Source organism: Aeromonas sp. YN13HZO-058, from assembly GCF_001921245.1.
Taxonomy (GTDB): Bacteria; Pseudomonadota; Gammaproteobacteria; order Enterobacterales; family Aeromonadaceae; genus Aeromonas; species Aeromonas allosaccharophila.
The window spans coordinates 1-18,273 of sequence record NZ_MQSY01000079.1; the positions used below are offsets into that span (position 1 = coordinate 1).

At 61.4% G+C, this 18,273-nt stretch carries 18 protein-coding genes; 14 read left to right on the top strand and 4 right to left on the bottom strand.

Annotation, left to right across the window (positions count from 1 at the left end; all coding sequences use genetic code 11):
• Positions 1 to 285 precede the first annotated feature (285 nt).
• Together BSP75_RS20115 and BSP75_RS20120 are read left to right on the top strand one after the other, a co-directional pair.
• A complete protein-coding gene (locus BSP75_RS20115; RefSeq protein ID WP_075114393.1) occupies positions 286 to 1,038 on the top strand; it encodes a DNA/RNA non-specific endonuclease in 753 nt (250 codons plus the stop codon).
• A 322-nt stretch (positions 1,039 to 1,360) separates the two neighbouring features.
• The gene (locus BSP75_RS20120) at positions 1,361 to 2,464 is read left to right on the top strand and encodes a YdcF family protein (protein ID WP_075114394.1); all 1,104 of its coding nucleotides are present in this window, start codon (positions 1,361 to 1,363) and stop codon (positions 2,462 to 2,464) included.
• 82 nt (positions 2,465 to 2,546) lie between these two features.
• Here the strand turns inward: BSP75_RS20120 and BSP75_RS20125 are convergent, their stop codons facing one another.
• Positions 2,547 to 2,921, bottom strand: coding sequence for a DUF805 domain-containing protein (locus tag BSP75_RS20125; RefSeq protein WP_075114395.1), 375 nt, complete (start codon positions 2,919 to 2,921; stop codon positions 2,547 to 2,549).
• 366 nt (positions 2,922 to 3,287) lie between these two features.
• Between BSP75_RS20125 and BSP75_RS20130 the strand changes: the two genes are divergently transcribed.
• Positions 3,288 to 5,213, top strand: coding sequence for an FAD/NAD(P)-binding protein (locus BSP75_RS20130; protein WP_075114396.1), 1,926 nt, complete (start codon positions 3,288 to 3,290; stop codon positions 5,211 to 5,213).
• Positions 5,210 to 6,415 (top strand): cytochrome c, encoded by a 1,206-nt coding sequence (locus BSP75_RS20135; RefSeq protein ID WP_075114397.1) that lies wholly within the window; start codon positions 5,210 to 5,212, stop codon positions 6,413 to 6,415. The genes BSP75_RS20130 and BSP75_RS20135 overlap by 4 nt, the downstream gene beginning before the upstream one ends.
• Positions 6,416 to 6,731: 316 nt before the next feature.
• On the opposite strand, the gene BSP75_RS20140 is transcribed toward BSP75_RS20135, so the two are convergent.
• The 3 genes from BSP75_RS20140 to BSP75_RS20150 all read right to left on the bottom strand — a co-directional run bounded on the left by BSP75_RS20140 (position 6,732) and on the right by BSP75_RS20150 (position 8,659).
• A complete protein-coding gene (locus tag BSP75_RS20140) occupies positions 6,732 to 7,067 on the bottom strand; it encodes a DUF3634 family protein (protein ID WP_075114398.1) in 336 nt (111 codons plus the stop codon).
• A gap of 106 nt (positions 7,068 to 7,173) precedes the next feature.
• On the bottom strand, positions 7,174 to 8,142 hold the full coding sequence (locus tag BSP75_RS20145; protein ID WP_075114399.1) for a nucleoside hydrolase: 969 nt from the start codon (positions 8,140 to 8,142) through the stop codon (positions 7,174 to 7,176).
• Between the two features lie 223 nt (positions 8,143 to 8,365).
• Positions 8,366 to 8,659, bottom strand: coding sequence for a hypothetical protein (locus BSP75_RS20150; RefSeq protein ID WP_042656987.1), 294 nt, complete (start codon positions 8,657 to 8,659; stop codon positions 8,366 to 8,368).
• 212 nt (positions 8,660 to 8,871) lie between these two features.
• On the opposite strand from BSP75_RS20150, the gene BSP75_RS20155 reads away from it, so the two are divergent.
• From BSP75_RS20155 to BSP75_RS20200, 10 genes are all read left to right on the top strand, one after another.
• On the top strand, positions 8,872 to 10,317 hold the full coding sequence (locus tag BSP75_RS20155) for a coniferyl aldehyde dehydrogenase (protein ID WP_075114400.1): 1,446 nt from the start codon (positions 8,872 to 8,874) through the stop codon (positions 10,315 to 10,317).
• Between the two features lie 11 nt (positions 10,318 to 10,328).
• Complete coding sequence (locus tag BSP75_RS20160; RefSeq protein WP_075114435.1) at positions 10,329 to 10,949, top strand: TetR/AcrR family transcriptional regulator; 621 nt, start codon at positions 10,329 to 10,331, stop codon at positions 10,947 to 10,949.
• Positions 10,930 to 11,448 carry a hypothetical protein gene (locus BSP75_RS20165; RefSeq protein ID WP_042057858.1) on the top strand — a complete coding sequence of 173 codons (519 nt, stop codon included), beginning with the start codon at positions 10,930 to 10,932 and terminating at the stop codon, positions 11,446 to 11,448. The genes BSP75_RS20160 and BSP75_RS20165 overlap by 20 nt, the downstream gene beginning before the upstream one ends.
• An 18-nt stretch (positions 11,449 to 11,466) precedes the next feature.
• Positions 11,467 to 12,651 (top strand): iron-containing alcohol dehydrogenase, encoded by a 1,185-nt coding sequence (locus BSP75_RS20170; RefSeq protein WP_075114401.1) that lies wholly within the window; start codon positions 11,467 to 11,469, stop codon positions 12,649 to 12,651.
• 218 nt (positions 12,652 to 12,869) lie between these two features.
• Positions 12,870 to 13,130, top strand: a complete 261-nt coding sequence (locus BSP75_RS20175) for a GNAT family N-acetyltransferase (protein ID WP_005337747.1) — start codon at positions 12,870 to 12,872, stop codon at positions 13,128 to 13,130.
• On the top strand, positions 13,117 to 13,707 hold the full coding sequence (locus tag BSP75_RS20180; protein WP_075114402.1) for a nucleotidyltransferase family protein: 591 nt from the start codon (positions 13,117 to 13,119) through the stop codon (positions 13,705 to 13,707). The genes BSP75_RS20175 and BSP75_RS20180 overlap by 14 nt, the downstream gene beginning before the upstream one ends.
• A gap of 71 nt (positions 13,708 to 13,778) precedes the next feature.
• Entirely contained in the window at positions 13,779 to 15,602 is a 1,824-nt protein-coding gene (locus tag BSP75_RS20185; protein WP_075114403.1) for a SulP family inorganic anion transporter, read from the top strand.
• Between the two features lie 121 nt (positions 15,603 to 15,723).
• On the top strand, positions 15,724 to 17,085 hold the full coding sequence (locus BSP75_RS20190) for an MATE family efflux transporter (RefSeq protein ID WP_005361670.1): 1,362 nt from the start codon (positions 15,724 to 15,726) through the stop codon (positions 17,083 to 17,085).
• The gene (locus BSP75_RS20195; protein WP_075114404.1) at positions 17,082 to 17,693 is read left to right on the top strand and encodes a hypothetical protein; all 612 of its coding nucleotides are present in this window, start codon (positions 17,082 to 17,084) and stop codon (positions 17,691 to 17,693) included. The genes BSP75_RS20190 and BSP75_RS20195 overlap by 4 nt, the downstream gene beginning before the upstream one ends.
• A gap of 276 nt (positions 17,694 to 17,969) precedes the next feature.
• Positions 17,970 to 18,185 (top strand): DUF465 domain-containing protein, encoded by a 216-nt coding sequence (locus BSP75_RS20200; RefSeq protein ID WP_005337763.1) that lies wholly within the window; start codon positions 17,970 to 17,972, stop codon positions 18,183 to 18,185.
• Positions 18,186 to 18,273 lie beyond the last annotated feature (88 nt).

An 18,273-nucleotide genomic window follows, 5' to 3' on the forward strand; every position in this document is an offset into this window, starting at 1 on the left:
AAATCCGAAACCAAATCAACAGGTTTCGGATTTTTACACATCAGGAGGATCGGTCAATGGATCCTTAACTGATCGGCATTACCATCACGGGCCCCTTTTCGTTGCATGCCGAGCAACCGCATATCATCCCACCGACCAAGCCACTGATTTAAAACATATTAACCAGTCACATCACGGATCTTGGCGAGCCGTCACAGAACGGTGACGTGTAAAAAAACAGCAATTTAAGCGCTGGTCAGATCTCATGTCAAATGGCTCCACCTACTAAACTGGAGCATCACAAAAATGATAAAAATCAATAAATTGGTTCTGGCTGTTACCCTCACCCTCACTGCTACTCCCTTGCTGGCGGCTCACTGGGAGTGCGGCGAGCACGTGCGCTTCGGCCTCCCCTCTGAATCGGATCAGAAGCTCTGCCGTGAAGGGTATGCCGTCGGCTACAACTACGACTACAAGGTGGCGGACTGGGTCTCCTACCGGATAACCGCCCAGAGCGCACAGGGCACAGTGCCGCGCAAGGATGCCTTCGCCGAGGACAGAGAGATCCCGGTCGCCTATCGCGCCACCCTCTCCGACTACAAGGGCTCGGGCTACGACCGTGGCCATCAGGCCCCGGCGGGGGACATGAAATCGAACAAGAACACCATGAAAGAGAGCTTCCTGCTGAGCAACATGACGCCGCAGATCGGGGTACTCAACCAGAAGGCGTGGCGCGTGCTGGAGGACAAGGTGAACAAGTGGGCGGTCTCCCGCAAGAATGTGCAGGTGATCACCGGCCCCATTTTTACCGGCTCTGAAGAGTCTATCGGTCAGGGTGTGGCGATCCCGAGTGCCTACTACAAGATCGTGATGGACCCGGCCAAGCTGCAGGCCATCGCCTTTATCATGCCGCAGGAAGAGGTGCCCATCAGCCAGATCGCCGACTACCGGGTCTCGGTGCGTCAGGTGGAGGAGCAGACCCAGCTCAACTTCTTCAGCGATATGCCCGAAGAGCAGCAAGAGACGCTGGAAGCCCGCGTCTCCCCGATGTGGAACTGACTGCGAACACTCACCCGCAGATGGATTGACACCCCATCTGTCTTGAACCGCGATAGAGGGAGGGGCCTGCGCCCCTCGCAGCAGGGGGAATCACGCTCCCCCTGCCCTTTTCAGATGGCGGCTGACCCTTTGCGGCCACTTTTGCGGCCACTAGTGTGGCATCACCCGACGACCCGCCCCGACTCACAGTTTGCCGCGCCGTTAGCTGCTATATTGCCCCCTCTTTGGCACTAACAGACTGAATTGACGCACATTTGCCTCGTCGCATCGGCCCGCAAACCGCTGCGCCACAGCGCGATTCAGCCCGACAGAGGACCTTTTGATGAAACAGACCCTTCTTGCCCTCACCCTCGGCGGCCTGCTGGCGCTCTCGCCCCTCACCCTGCAGGCAGCCGAGAGTTCGATGCAGATGGAGCGCGACCTCAATACCCTGGTCAGCAAACGCCAGGCGGTGGACATGCTGCTCGACGAAGCGCTGCAGATCTACAAGTCGCCAGCCAAGATCTCCCATGCCGGTTTTACCGCCAAGATGCCGAGCAATATGGAGCTGGTGACCGAGCGGCTGCTGGCCGCCTACCAGCTTGAGCCCTACCGCACCGACCTGCTGATCTCGGCGGCCAACGCCCAGATCTACAACGGCAACCTGAGCCGCGCCATCACCTTGCTGGAGCAGGCACAGGCCGTCGCTCCCGATGATCTCGACATCAACAGCTATCTCGCCATCTGGCAGTTGGTGAAGGGCAACAAGGAGGCCTCCCGCAGCTATCTGGCGAAAGTGGCGGATCGCAACGGCGGCCGCGCCGCCGATCTGGAGGAGATCATCGCCCAGGTGCAGCGGATCACCGCCGCCCCGCTGCAGACCGAACTGACCGAGGATCAGGTCAAGGCCACCAGGGAAGGCAAGCGCGCCATCGTCACTCTGGGCTACGCCCTCAATCCCGACGGCAGCATGGACAAGATCCTGCTGGGCCGCCTGCAAACCACCCTGACGCAGGCCAAGGCCGACCCTGAGGCGCTGATCATCCTGACTGGCGGCGTGCCGCAGAACCGCCAGACCGAAGGCAAGCTGATGGCCGACTGGCTGGCCAATCACGGCATCGACCGCAGCCGCCTGATTGAAGAGAACTACGCCACCAGCACGGTGGATAACGCCCTCTACAGCGCTTATGCCCTCGCGCGCCACCAGATTGACTATGCGGTGCTGGTGAGCTCCGCCAGCCATGTGCGCCGGGGCCAGACGGTGCTGGAAATCGCCTGCGACCAGATTGGCCCGGCCAATATCAAGGTGGCAAGCGTCAGCTACCCCGACAAGCCGCTTGAGGAGCTGGCCACCCCGAGCGAGAGCGAGCTGCTCGGCATCTACCGCGATGCCCTGCGCACCTACGGCATGTGGAGCTACCGCTCCGCCCCGCTGATTGAGCGTTGATCGGCCATCAACACGAAAAAGAGAGGGAGGCATGATGCCTCCCTCTCTTTTAATTGGCCGATTATTGGCCGAGCAGAGCCCGTTAACTGACGATAAAGCCCTGCGAGGGGGCCGCTTTGGGATCGTCACCGAAGCGGTTCGGCCCCTGCTGGCCGTTGCAGACCATAAAGTAGATGAGCACCAGGGTGCCGATAATGGGGATAAGCCCGAGCAGCAGCCACCAAGCGCTGCGGTCGGTGTCGTGCAGGCGACGGGCCGCCACCGCCAGCGATGGCAGCAACACCGCCAGCGAATAGATCGAGCTTATCAGCTCCTTGTCGCCGCCAATCAGCTTGTCCACCATGCCGAGCAGCAGCATGACAATGATGTTGCACAGCACGAACATCCAGTATTCGGTGCGGCGGGCCCGCCCGCTGAATACCGCATATTGCTTGAGGACCGAGATATACCAGTTCATTGCGCCTCCAGAGTGGCTGTTACGCCAGTGAGTAAAAAGAGAGTCTATAAAACAAGTAGTTAAGAGCTTAACGCGATCATCCCCCCGAGTCGACAAGGATGCCCGAACGCCTCCCAAACTAATCAGCTGCGGCAATCATTGACCGACCGAGCCGAGAGATAATTTGCCCTGCAACAGGGCAAATCACCCCCATCAGCGCATCACTCTCGTCACAAGCAGGAAAATGGTGCTTAATAATCCATTAGCAATCGTATGGACTCAGCGTGAGGATAACGGTAGATTCGGCGCCCAATCCTGAACAGGATCTGTGTCTCCCTCCCATAATGAATCCACTTATTCATTACTTCTCCTAACACAGGGATAGCCATGAGTATTACACGCAGAGATTTTCTCAACGGCGTTGCCATCACCATTGCGGCAGGCATCGCCCCCATCAATCTGCTCAAGGCTGCCGAAGGCGGCAGCGCACTGGCCGACAAAACCCTGGCCTACCCGCCTGCCCTGACCGGCCTGCGCGGCAACCACCCTGGCTCTTTCGAACCGGCCCACAGTATCGCCCGTGACGGCAAGCAGTATGACTTCGCCAATATCCCCCTCGAGGGGGAGGTCGATCTGGTGATCGTCGGCGCCGGGATCAGCGGTCTGGCCGCTGCCTGCTTCTATCAGCAACTGCTCGGCGCGGATAAGAAGATCCTGCTGCTCGACAACCACGACGACTTCGGTGGCCACGCCAAGCGCAACGAGTTCACCACCCCCGATGGCCTGCGGCTGGGTTACGGTGGCAGCGAATCCCTGCAATCACCGCGCTCGGTCTACAGCCCGGTGGCACTCGGTCTGCTCAAGGCGCTGGAGGTCAACATCGACGAGCTGGCCAAAGGGTTCCAGCAGACCTTCTATCCGGATCTGGGGCTGAGCCGCGGCGTCTATTTCGACGAGAAACACTTTGGCGTCAACAAGATAGTGAACGGCGATCCGGGTCACAACGTGGCGGACGACATCCCCCGCGATCGCCTGAACGGCCGTCCACTGGCAGAATTTATCGGTGACTTCCCCCTCGATGATGCCGACAAGGCCGCCCTGCTGGCCCTGCACGAATCGAAGATCGACTACCTGAGCGGCATGACCCGCGAGCAGCAGGACGAGTGGGTCACCCGCAACAGCTACACCACCTTCCTGCGCGATAAAGTGGGCCTCAGCGAGCGGGCGATCACTTACTTCCAGCAGCGCACCAACGACTTCCAGGCGGTCGGCATCGACGCCACCGCCTGCGCCGATGCGCGCCTGTGTGCCTTACCGGGGTTCGACGGCCTCAATCTGACGCCGCTGGATGCCGAGGAGCAGGCGGAGCTGGACGATCCCTACATCTTCCACTTCCCGGATGGCAACGCCGGTCTCACCCGCCTGATGGTGCGCAAGCTCATTCCGCAGGTGGCACCGGGCCACACCATGCAGGATGTGGTGCTGGCCAAGTTTGACTACGGCAAGCTCGACCTGCCGGAGCACAAGGTGCAACTGCGCCTTGGCAGCACGGCGTTGCAGGCCAAAAACGTGCGCCTCGCCGATGGCAAGCTGGCGGTGGATGTCACCTACATCAAGGAGGGGAAACTGCATCGGGTACGGGCCAAGCAGTCAGTCATGGCGGGTTACAACATGATGATCCCCTACATGGTGCCCGAGATGCCGGAGCCCCAGAAGGAGGCGCTGCGCCAGAATGCCAAGGCGCCGCTGGTCTACACCAAGGTGGTGATCAAAAACTGGCAAGCATTCGTCAAGCTGGGGGTGCACGAGGTCTACTCCCCTGCAGCCCCCTACAGCCGGGTCAAGCTCGACTATCCGGTCAGCATGGGTGGCTACGAGCATCCCAAGAGCCCGGATCAGCCCATGTGCCTGCACATGGTCTATGTGCCGACCCTGCCGGGCAGCGGCCTCTCGGCCCGTGAACAGTCCCGCAAGGGGCGCGCCATGATCCTCGGCATGCCGTTCGAGCAGCATGAGCAGATGATCCGCGAACAGCTGCAGGGGATGCTGGGCAGCGCCGGTTTCAACCATGAGCAGGATATCCTCGCCATCACGGTCAACCGCTGGTCTCACGGCTACTCCTATGTCACCAACACCCTGTTTGATGACGAAGCGCAGTGCGAAAAATGGATTGAGCTGGGTCGCCAGCCGATCGGCAACATCACCATCGCCAACTCGGATGCGGGCTGGAGCCCCTACGCCCACGCCGCCATCGACGAAGCGTGGCGCGCCGTCAACGAGCTGGTTGCCCTGAGCAAGGGAGGTGCCCAATGAGCCGCACCCTGTCAATGACCGCCAGCGCCCTGCTGCTGGCACTGCCCGCCCTTGCCGCCCACGCAGCCCCCGCCATGTCGGCAGGGGAATACGTGGCCAAACTGGGCGATTGCGCCGCCTGTCACACCAGCGAGACCAGCAAGCCGCTGGCGGGCGGCAAGGGCTTCCCCACCCCCATCGGCACCGTATTTGCCACCAACATCACCCCCGACAAGAGCCACGGTATCGGCAACTACAGCCTGCCGGAGTTCATCAAGGTGATGCGCGAAGGGGTGGCCCGCGACGGCCATCGCCTCTATCCGGCCATGCCCTACACCGCCTACGCCAAGATGAGCGATAAAGATCTCGAAGATCTCTATCACTATCTGATGAAGGAGGTGCAGCCGCTGGCCATCGCCAACAAGGAGAGCGACATCCCCTGGCCGCTCAACATGCGCTGGCCGCTGATTGGCTGGAACTGGCTCTACCACGATGACAGCCGCTTCACCCCGGTAGCCGGCAAGAGCGAAGAGTGGAATCGTGGCGCCTATCTGGTGCAGGGCGCCGGTCACTGCGGCAGCTGCCACACCCCGCGCGGATTGGGGATGCAGGAGAAAGCGCTGACCGAGGCGGATCCCGTCTACCTGAGCGGTGCGGCGCTGGATGGCTGGTATGCTCCCGACATTCGCGGCAGCCGTTACAGCAAGCAGGCGCTGATCGATCTGCTGAAAACAGGCCGCAGCCAGCATGAAGCGGTCGCAGGCCCCATGGGGGAAGTGATCACTCACAGCAGCCAGTATTTCAGCGACGCCGATCTGGCCAGCATCGCCACCTATCTGACCGACCTGAAAGATGAGCCGGTGGCGGAGAAAGGGGCTCGTGCCTACGCCAGTGCCAGCGGCAAGGCGGACTACGCCATGTACTGCTCCACCTGTCACGGGGTCAACGGCCAGGGCAATGACCACGTCATCCCCTCGCTGGTGAACAACCGCACCGTGCTGGCGGGCGATCCGTCGAGCCTGATCAACGTGCTGCTGCACGGCGCCGAGACCCCGGTCACCCGCGGTCATCTCGGCTACCATATGCCGGGTTATGGCTGGACCCTGGATGACGAGCGGCTCGCCGAGCTGGTCAACACCCTGCGCGCCTCCTGGGGCAATGAAGGCACCGCCGTCAAGGCGGCGGCGGTCAAGGCCCAGCGCGAGCTGCACGGCAAGGAGTAAGACTCCGGCGCCAGTACAGCACCATTGCATCGCGCAGCACTATAAAAAACGGGCCTCCACTGGAGCAATGCTGTTCAGATAAGCACATTTTTGACTAATTATTCACAAATGCGACTTAAGTTGGGGGAGCAAGGCTGTTTCCAGTCGATGTTCCTTCAGCCTTTATCCAGCGTGGCTTGCAATAGAAAGAGGGAGGCATCATGCCTCCCTCATTTTTTAGCCCTGATACTACGTGGACTGGAACTCAAATTCTCTTAAGTGAACAGCATTGCTCCACTGGAGGCCCGTTTGCTATTGGTGAACCGCAGGCAGGGGATCACCCCTTGCGCGGTTTGGTGCCCGGCAGCGGCGCCGTTGGCTGGCGGTAATCACCATAGGGGAAGATATTGCGGAACCGCTGGGCCACCGGCTCGGGGATGGAGCGGGAGAAGATCAGCTTTACACCATCGCCATCGCGCTGCCCCACAATGCGACCGCGCACCGTGTCGTGGCGCAGGATCTGCTTGGCGTGCTCAATAAAGGCGGGCGACACCTTGCCCTGCTTGACCACCACCTTGCCGGGAGCAAGGCGGATCTCGAACAGGGCGCCACGCCCCAGCTTCATCAACCACCAGATCAGCGCAATTGCCACTATCAAGGAAATCCAGGCCATCTTCATCCCTCCCAAGGTCTTGATATCAGGCAGTATAAGCGGCTGTGCGCCCCGATTGTTTGGCGCCGATCACAGCCCCCGCGTCAGCGCAATGCCGCCTCTTTGCTCAGCAATCCTTGCCCCAGCCCACCAGCGTCTCGCGATAGAGCGCCAGCAAGGCTTCGTCGCGCACCGCCACCCCGACCTGCTGCGGGCGATACTCAGCCCAGTCGTCGTGGGAGTGGCGCTTGCCATCAAACTTTTGCAGGGTGTGGCCGATGGCCGGGCCGCTGGTGATGACCCGCACCGGCCCTTCCCGCAGGGTAAAGAGGGTCGGGTCGATGACATAGGCGATGGCGGACGGATCGTGGACGTGGCAACCGGAGAGCCCCAGCTTCTCGGAGTAGAAGCGCAGGTAGAAGCGGCTGACATCCCACAGGAAGCGACCCGGCTCCCCCGCCTTATCCCTGAGCTCATCCAGATAGGCGCTGCTGAAGAAGCTCTGTTGGGTCACGTCCAGCCCGATGATCACCACCGGCCAGTCGGCGGTAAAGACCCGGTCGGCGGCATCGGGATCGTCGTGGATATTGGCCTCGGCATAGGGGGTGACGTTGCCGCGATGGCCGTTGACGCCAAAGGCGCCGCCCATTACTACCACCTGTTTTACCAGCGAGACAATCTCGGGCGCCTGTTGCAGCGCCAGCGCCAGATTGGTCAGGGGGCCGATGGTGACGAGGGTGATCTCCCCCGGCGCGGCTTTGACCGCCTCGACAATATATTGCCAGGCGGGGCGGGGATCCGGAGCGATAGTCACCTCCCCCGCCTCCATGTCACCAAAGCCGCTCGGGCCGTGGACTATGGTGGTGGGGCCGACCGGTTCGCGCAGCAGCGGGGCAGCGGCCCCCTTGGCCACATCCGCCTTCATGCCATATTTCTGTTTGAGCCAGAGGGCGTTGCGGGTGCCATTGACGATGGTGGCGTTGCCATACACGGTGGTGATGGCAAGCAGCTCGATGGCGGGGTGGGCCTCGGCAAACAGAATGGCCATGGCATCGTCGATACCCGGGTCGGTATCCAGAATGATTTTATGGGTCATGAGAAATTCCTACGGTGACAAACCCTGCGACAAAGGGGAGAGTCTACCCGGCTGAAGGCCCCGTATCCCGGCATGGGATCACAGACCGGGCCTTTGCTCCCGGCTGCGGGGGCGCTGCTGGCGACAATCTGCACAAAAAACGGCGCGACCCTGTTGCCAGCGCCGCGCCCTTTATCGTTGTTTGTTATCTGCTATCTGGCACTGATCTGCCTGACTACGCCCCTCAGTGCTTGCGATGCCAGCGCGGTGAGGTCGCCTTCTCCCCCCAGGGGGTGACGCAGGGGAGCAGTGCCCCCTCAATCACCACCTCGCTGCCCGCCAGCGCCTCGGCGATCTTCTGGTGCAGCACCCGCAGCACCTTGCCCTCGTGCTCGGCCAGAGAGTGGCCCGCGGCAAAAAACTCCGGCTGATATTGCAGCGCCAGCTTCTGGGCGAACTCATAGGTGTTGAAGCAATCCGGCATCCGCTCAACCACATCTTCAAGCCGGGCCAACAAGCTGTTCAGTTCCCTGGTCATAGTGCTCTCTCCGTGTAGGTTAATAGCCAAAAACTACCCCTTATTGGATAAGTCACCAACGAGCAAACCCCAAAAGTGTGGGGAGGCACACAGTTCTCTCTTGCGTCCAGCTCGCGGTGAGCGGGAGAGAGCTTGCCAGCTTTACATTCCGGTAACAAACAGCTAAATTCAGACCGACTAATCAGTCGGTCATTTTTCATGCGGAGAACAACATGGGTGCGGCGCAGCTTCAACACACTCCTGAGGATATCCTCGCCATCAAGCTGTCCCTGCCGGATCAGCTGGCACGGCTCAAGCGGGCGAGTCTGGCTCACCCCATGCCCACCCTGGCCGAGCGCCGGGCACAGCTGACCAAACTCAAGCAGACGCTGCTCGCCTACAAGGGAGAGCTGTGCAAAGCGCTGGCAGCGGATTATGGCCAGCGCAGCAACTACGACAGCCTGATCGCCGATGTGCTGCCCTGCATCATGCAGATCAACTACACCCAGAAACGGCTCAAGCGCTGGATGCAGCCTCACCGCCGCCACACCGGCCTGCTGCTGGCCCCCGCCCGGGTCGAGGTACACTTCCAGCCGCTCGGGGTGGTCGGCATCATAGTGCCGTGGAACTTTCCGGTGATGCTGAGCCTTGGCCCCCTCATCACCGCCATCGCAGCGGGCAACCGGGCGATGCTGAAACTCTCCGAGTTCACCCCTCATACCAACGCCGTGCTGCGCACCATGCTCACCAGCGTGTTTGACGAGCACGAGATCGCCATTATCGAGGGGGATGCCCAGATGGCGGCCGCGTTCAGCTCGCTGCCGTTCGATCACCTGCTCTTTACCGGCTCGACCATGGTGGGCAAGCTGGTGATGGCCGCGGCGGCACCCCAGCTCACCTCGCTCACCCTTGAGCTGGGTGGCAAGAGCCCCTGCCTCATCGCCCCCGACATGCCGGTGGCCACCGCGGTCGAGCGGATGATCTTCGGCAAGAGCCTCAACGCCGGGCAGATCTGCGTCGCCCCTGACTATGTGCTACTGCCCCGCAGCGAGGTGGAGCACTTTATCGCCGCCTATCGCAGCCACTTCAGCAAGCTCTACCCACAGGGGCTCAATAGTGCCGACTACGGCGCCATCATCAACGATCGCCAGTATCAGCGCCTCGTCAGCTGGCTGGATGAGGCCGAGCAGGCGGGTGCCGAGCTCCACCCCTGTGGCAGCCCTGCCCGCGACGACCAGCGTCGCCTGCTGGTGCCCCACCTGCTGACCGGGGTGCCCCATCATTGTCAGGTGATGCAGCAGGAGATCTTCGGCCCGCTGCTGCCGCTCATCCCCTACGACACCCTGGAGGAGGCGCTCGCCTATGTGGCCGAGCGGCCCCGCCCGCTGGCCCTCTATCTGATGAGCTTCGACCCCCAGTTGCAGGCGCGAGTGACCCGGGAGACCCACTCCGGCGGCATGGCGATCAACGAGAGCCTGTTTCAGGTAGCCGCCGACGATGTGCCGTTTGGCGGCATCGGCGCCTCCGGCATGGGCCACTACCACGGCCACGAAGGGTTCCTCACCTTCTCCAAGGCGAAAACCGTGCTGACCCGCGGCAAGTTCACCACCGGCTCCCTGATCCACCCGCCCTACCACAGCTGGATCCAGAAGCTGATGATGGCCTTCTTCCTGCGCTGATGGAGATGACCATGAACCAGGCCATCCCACCGCCACCAGCCATGACCGACAAGCGCCGCCAGATCCTGGATGCTGCCCTCGCCCTCTGCGCCGAAGATGGCCTGCAGGGGGCCGCCACCGCCCGTATCGCCAAGGCGGCCGGGGTAGCCAACGGCACCCTGTTCCACCACTTTCCGAGCAAGGAGGCGCTGATCCTCCAGCTCTATCAGGATGTGAAAACCCGGATGGGGGCAGCCATCCATGAAGCAGACCCCACCCTGCCGCTGTACGACCAGACCCGCCACTACTGGCAACTGGCGATGGAGTGGATGCAGGCTAACCCCAATGAACTCAAATTCGTGCTCGGCTTCTTTCACTCTCCGCTGCTGGCCAGACCGGCCCGCAGCCAGATCCTGAATGATGCCTTGCGCTTTCTGCCCGCCCTGCTGGCAAAGGGGCAGGCTAGCGGCGAGCTGATGCAGGCTCCCGCGCCACTGTTGCTGGAGGTGTGTCAGGGCCAGTTCCTCGCCTGCGCATCACTGTTTGTCGATCAACCGGAGCTGGGAGAGGACGACTACTGGCAAGCCAGTGCGTTCGCCCTCTTCTGGTCAGCCATATCAGGAGCCAATCCCCATGCAAACAAGGATGTTTGAATCTGCGGCCGCCCTTGGCCGCCACCTCTGGATCATCACCCTGCTCTGGGTGGTGGGTCGCACCCTCTGCCGCGCCGCCCGCACCGACGAGGCGGTACGTCGCGAATTGGCGCCGTTGCCGGACGGGCTGGCGATCCGCCTCGAAGTGGGCGGCATCGGCTACGCCATGAACATGCACAAGCAGGGTGGCCGCTGGTATCCCGGCGCGCCGGTCGCTCCGCATGCCACCATCCATCCGCTGCGGGTGCGCTTCAAGCACCCCAATATCGCCTTTCGCACCCTGAGCTTTCGGCTCGGGGTCAATCAGGCGTTTGGTGAAAACCGGCTGTTGGTGGAGGGGGATCTGACCGTCGCCATGCAACTGGTGCGGGGGCTTGAGCAGATGCAGTCCCTGATCCTGCCCGCCTTTATCGCGCGGCCCCTGCTGCGCCACTATCCCGTTCCGACCAACAAATTCGGCCGGGCCTGCAACATCTATCTGGGTCTGGTGACCGGCTAACGCGCAAGGAGCCTTGAAATGAGCCGCTATTACGATTTCTTCTGCCCGGTCAAACTGCTGGCCGGTGAACAGGCGCTGGAGCAGCTGGCCAGTGAGCTGGCCAGCCTCGGGGCGCGTCGCCCGCTGCTGCTGACCGACAAGGGGGTCAATGCCACCGGTCTTGCCACCCTGCTGGCCAATGTGCTGGCCGAGGGGGATCTGCCGGTTGCCGCCATTTGGGATGAGATCCCGGCCGACTCCTCCACCGCCGTGGTGGAGCGGATCGCCAAGCGCTATCGCGAGCTCGACTGTGACAGTCTGGTGGCGCTGGGGGGCGGTTCGGTGATCGACACCGCCAAAGCGGTCAATATTCTCACTTCCATGGGGGGGGATCATCTGCTCGACTACTCGGGCGCCGGTTGCCTGACCCGTCCCCTCAAGCCGCTGGCGGTGGTACCGACCACGGCGGGCACAGGATCAGAAGTGACGCTAGTAGCGGTGATCAAGGATGAGGCGAGCGGGCGCAAGGTGCCCTTCACCTCCCCCTTCCTGCTGCCCCAGCTGGCGGTGCTCGACCCGCGCCTGACCCAGGGACTGCCCCTCAATATCACCGCAGCTACCGCCATGGATGCCATGACCCATGCCATCGAGGCCTTTATCGGCACCGCCAAGAACCCGGTGAGCGACGCGCTGGCCCTGATGGCGGTGGAGAAGATCGCCAGCGCCCTGCCGCAAATCATCCACGATCCCCAGAACAAACAGCTGCGGCTGCAACTGGCGGAAGGCTCAACGCTGGCTGGCATGGCTTTCTCCAACTCCATGGTGGGGCTGGTACACGCCCTCGGCCACAGCCTGGGGGCCCGCTGCCATCTGCCCCACGGGCTGTGCATGAACCTCTTTTTGCCCACCGTGCTCGACTACAACCGCCCCGAGGTGGATAGCGAGCTGGCTCGGCTGCTGTTGCCGCTGGTGGGGGCAGAGCGCTTTGCCGCCACCCCCGCCCACCAGCGGGCGGAGGCGACCATCTCCGCCATTCGCACCCTGCGCGATACCCTGTGGCAGGCGGTCAAGCTGCCGCGCACCATGAGCGAGGCAGGGGTTAGCGATCGCTCGCTACTGACCGAGATACGCGATCTGGCGCTCAACGACGGCGCCATGCTGTTCAATCGCAAGGACGCCGACCGTGAGCAGTTACTTACCCTGTTGGAGCGGGCCTGGGACTGATCCAGTCCCCCTTGACCAGCACGCTTTAGCCAGCGCTCCTGGCTGACACTAACGCGGTGCCCGACTAGCAATCGGGCATCTTGATCTACCTCGCGATATTCACACCACACCATGCCAAAGCACATGATATTGGCCACGGGCTCTCATTATCTGTTCTATACCTTGGCTAACAGTTATGTTGTGCCGAGAGACCCAACTTTATGCCAGAGGTGCCCACCATGAGCGACATCATCCATCAGGCCAACCAGCAGCAGTTCATCTGTATGGTGGAGGGGAAGGAGTCGAGACTGCGCTACCGGCGGCTCGATGCCAAGACCATCGATGCCTACAGCACCTTCGTGCCCCCCGAGCTGCGGGTACAGGGGATTGCCGATCAGCTGGCGCGCGCCTTCTTCAACTGGACTCAGGCGGAGGGGCTCACTATAGTGCCGAGCTGCCGTTACATTGATGTCTGGTTACGCCGCAATGCCAACAACTGAACCTCTGAACACCGTCCTCGAACAGCAATGCCAAGCCAAAACCGAAGCCCTGCTGCGGGCCGATCCCGAGCGGATGGCATGCCTGCAGGCCGCCGCCGAGCTCAATCTGCCCGACTGGGCGCTGGGAGCCGGTTTTATTCGCAACCTCATCTGGGATCACCTTCATCACAAGGCGGTGCCCACCCCGCTCAACGATATCGACCTTATCTATCTCGATAAAAACGATCCGCAAGGGCTGGCCGAGGCGGAACACGAAGCCTGGCTAGCCAAACGGCTGCCGGATCAGCAGTGGGAGGTGCGCAATCAGGCTCGCATGCACACGCGGCAGCTGGTAGCACCGTTTGCCAGCAGTCTGGAGGCGCTGAGCCACTGGGTCGAAGTGCCGACCTGCATCGGCGTGCGCCTCACCCGGGATGGCGAGTTCGAGTGGCTTGCCCCCTACGGCTTTGCCATCAACTGGTCGCTGCAAGTGAGTGCCAACCCCAAATGTCGCCAGGACAAACAGATTTTTACCCAGCGCATCAAGGAGAAACGCTGGCCGGCTATCTGGCCTGACCTTCAGGTAAACTGGCCATAACCTGATTGCAATCTTTCGATAACCTTGGGCACACTAGGGGAAAAGCTGGTTGTAACTCAATGGGTTAAATAATGCGCGACTTCTTCTCTCTCGAACGCTGGCTACCGGGCCTCGCTGCCCTGCTGCAATACCAGCGCGCCTGGTTGATGCCAGACCTTCGCGCCGGACTCTCGGTGGCGGCCGTGGCGCTGCCCGTCGCCATCGCCTATGCCGAACTCGCCGGGGTGGGCGCCATCGTCGGCCTCTACTCCTGCATCCTGCCCATGCTGGTCTACGCCCTGTTTGGCACCTCCCGCCAGCTGATTGTCGGCCCCGATGCCGCCACCTGCGCGGTCATCGCCGCCGTGGTGACGCCGCTGGCTGCGGGGGATCCCACCCGTCACTGGCAACTGGTGATGACCATGACCGCCATGACCGGCTTCTGGTGCCTGATTGCCAGCCGCTTCAAGCTGGGAGTGCTGGCGGACTTTCTCTCCCGCCCGATCCTGATGGGGCTGCTCAACGGGGTGGCCATCACCATCATGGTGGGCCAGCTCTCCAAGATCTTCGGCTTCACTTTCAGCGAACGTTACCTCATCGAGCGGATCGCCAGCGGGGCCACCTATATCACCCAGACCCATCTGCCGACCCTGGCCATGAGTCTGGTAGCCCTGCTCACCTTGCTGCTGGCCAAGCGCTACAAACCGGCATGGCCCTCCTCCATGGTGGCCATGGTGGTGACCGCTGCGCTGGTGTGGGGCTTTAATCTCGGCCAGTTTGATATCGCCACCCTAGGGACGGTGGGCTCCGGCCTGCCCGCGTTCCAGATGCCGGAATTTCCTCCCGGCCTGATGCGGGAGCTGGTGCTGCCTGCGCTTAACCTAGCCATGGTGAGCTTCGTCTCCATGATGCTGACCGCCCGCAGCTTTGCCGCCAAGAACGGTTACGAGATAGACGCGGACAAGGAGTTCCGGGCGCTGGGCATGGCGAACCTCGCCTCCGCGGTCTCGCAGGGCTTTGCCATCAGCGGGGCAGATTCACGCACCGCGGTTAACGACGCCAACGGCGGCAAGAGTCAGCTGGTCTCCATCATCGCCGCCGCAGTGATCGCCCTCATCACCTTCTACCTGACGGCGCCGCTCAAATACATTCCCACCGCCGCCCTCGGGGTGGTGCTGGTGATGGCCTCCCTGTCGCTCACCGATTTTCGCGGCCTCTGGGCGCTGCGCAATTCGGATCGCTCCGCGTTCTGGCTGGCATTGGTCACCTTTATCAGCGTGCTCACCATGGGGGTGATCCCGGGGATCACCCTCGCTGTGCTGCTGGGGCTGTTCCAGTTCCTGCGCAATGTGATGCGCCCCACAGATCAGCTGCTCGGCATGGATGACGAGGGGGTAGTACGCACCCTGGGAGACAACGAACAGGCCAAGGCGATCCCGGGCATTCTGGTCTATCGCTTCAACTCGCCGCTGACCTACTTCAACGCCCCCTACTTCAAGCGGCGGGTGCTGGCCCTGCTGGTGCAGGATCCCCACAATCCCAAGTGTCTGGTGATCGACGCGGTCGCCTGCTTCACCCATCAGGACATCAGTGTGATGAGCATGGTGGGGGAACTGCACAAGGATCTGAAACGGCGCGGCATCCATATGGTGATGGCGGGTCGCCACGGCCAGATGACCCACTGGCTCAAACAGGCGGGCGTGCGGGTGGGCGATGAGGGGATCATCCTCTGCCCGGATATGTATCAGGCGCTGCGCATGACCCGCTGCTACCGCGAGCCGGTGTTCAGGGATGACGAGGTGGTGGAGAGCACGACCGATGCCATCCGCTCCCACTGGCCGCAGGATGATGCCCTGCCCGACTCGGCGCGCCTCACCCTGCCAAGCGAACAGGAGGCGGGCGCCACGCCTGCCTGATCCCTTGGCCTGCTCCCCTGGCCGGTGCAATCCTGCACAAGGATTGCACCGGCCTTGGCCTTGGTGTTAAATGCGCCCCCAGAGGACACTCCCCCGTGCCCTCCCAGCTGTTGGACATGCCATGCAATCTCAATCCCACGCAGGCCCGGGCACGCTATTTGCACTGACCTGGCCGCTCTTTATCGATCTCGCCCTGCACTTTCTGACCGGTGCCCTCAACACCTTCATGGTGGGTCACGTCTCCTATCAGGGAGTGGCGGCGCTGGCGGTCGGCAATCAGGTGTTCGATCTCGCCATCACATTGTTCAGCTTCGTCAGCATCGGTACCAGCGTGGTGATCACCCAGTATCTGGGGGCCGGCGATCGGGAGAAGAGTCGGGTGGTGATCCACACCGCTATCGGCTTCAACCTGCTGATCGGTCTGGTGGCCGCCATCGGCGTGATGGCGGGGGCCAGCACCATGCTGGCGCTGATGAACCTGCCTGCCAATCTGATGAGCGACGGGACGCTTTACTTGCAGATCATCGGTCTCTGCCTGTTACCGGAAGCGGCAGCCCTCTGTCTGGCGGCGACCCTGCGCGCTCACGGCCACACCCGTCAGGCGATGTATGTGACCCTCATCGTCAACCTCATCACCTTCGTCGGCAACCTGCTGCTGCTCTACGGCTGGTTTGGCCTGCCCCAGCTTGGCGTCGCCGGTGTCGCCATCAGCACAGTTGCCGGGCGTCTGGTGGGCGTGGTACTGCTGGTGTGGCTGGTAGCCCGCAAGACCGGCATTCGACTGGTGGTACGTGATATCGTCCACCCCAGCCGGGAGATGCTGGGCAAGGTGCTCCATATCGGCCTGCCTGCTGCAGGGGAGAATCTCTCCTGGATGCTGCAGTTTATGGTGGTGACAGCCTTTGTCGGACTGCTGGGAGACAAGGCGCTGGCAACCCAGTCCTACTTCTTCCAGATCTGCCTGTTTATCCTGCTGTTTGGCCTCTCCATCGGCCTTGGCAACGAGATCATCATCGGTCATCTGGCGGGGGCCAGACAGTTCGATCGCGCCTATCAACAGCTGCTCAAGAGCCTCAAGCTGGGGCTGGCAGTCACCTGCGTCATCGCCGTGGCGGCGGCCCTCAATGGCCGTACCATCATCAGCCTCTTTACCGATGATGCCGACATCATCACCCAGGTGGCGCAACTGTTTCTTATCAGCCTTATCCTCGAACCCGGCCGCACCTTCAATCTGGTGGTGATCAACGCCCTGCGGGCCACCGGGGATGCCCGTTTCCCCCTCTACATGGCGTTGCTCTCCATGTGGGGAATTGCCGTGCCACTCTCCTATTTCCTCGGTATCATGCAGGGTTATGGACTGGTCGGTATCTGGCTGGCGCTGGCCTGCGACGAGTGGGTGCGCGGTCTGGCCATGTTCTGGCGCTGGCGCAGTCGTCGCTGGCAAAACAAAATTCTTGTTGAAACAAAAGCGGAATCACAATGAAGAAGATAGGACTCTTGCTGGCTGCCATCCTGCTCAGCCCCCTGGCCATGGCGCAAACTGCCCCTGCCGCTCCCAAGGCTCAAGCCACCCAGACCTGGTATGTGGCGCCCATCGCCATCGATGAAACCAGCGACGCCCAGAAGGCGCTGACCAAGGACTTCATGGCCCAGATGATCAAGACCATCAAGATCAACGAGTACCAAACCGGTAAGGCGGTGGGCAACACCAAAAAGCCCAAGTGGCTGATCCGCACCAAGCTGATCCCCGCCAGCAACGAGCCGCTGGTCGGCAAGAAGCACCCGCAGGGTCTCACCTACGGCAAGGGCAATCCGACCCAGGAGATCGTCGGCGAGCTGCTGATGAACGGCACCCTGGTGGCCCACATCGGCCAGGGCTGGCACGAGCCTATCGTCCCGGGCACGCCGGTGGCTGACAAACTCTCCATCGCCAACTATCGCTACGCCATCGGGGATCAGGCCAAGTCGGCGGATCTGGAGGAGCTGGCGGCCCAGATTGGCTTTGAAGCGGGCAAGGTGATCCACCGTGACGGCAAGCCGCTGCCCGAGAAGAAAAAGAAAAAAGAGCAGGCGGACGAAGAGAAAGAGTAACGTTGCCTGCATCCATAAAAAGGGGCCAATCGGCCCCTTCTTTGATCCTGCACCCTCACGCCAACACAGCCCCTGTTGTGACTTGTCGCACAGTTTGGCTCATCATTCAGATTGATAAATCACTTATCTTGTTTTGATTCAACAAGTTATAAATATCCCGCCGAATACTCCAAATCATTGCCCCCAAATCCGATCAGGATCACATTTATCCCCGGCACTAAGGGGTAGCTTTGGTCTTACAGGCACAATCAAACGAAACCAAGGAGGCTCCATTACATGTTCCCAGAGTACAGAGAACTCATCTCGAAACTGAAGAGCAGTGATGTCCATTTCCAGAAGAAGTTTGACTTGCACAACGACCTGGATGCGGAGATTAGAAAGTTGGAAAAGCATCACGCCAGCGACTATAGCGCCGAGGTGAGAGATCTGAAAAAACAGAAACTCAAACTGAAAGAGGAGATATACGACATCCTCAAACAACATCCACAATAGATGCCTCGAAGAATATGCGGATAAGCAATTTATCCCCCAGCCCGGCCCACGCGCCGGGCTTTTTGTTGTTTCAGTCAATTAGTTGACA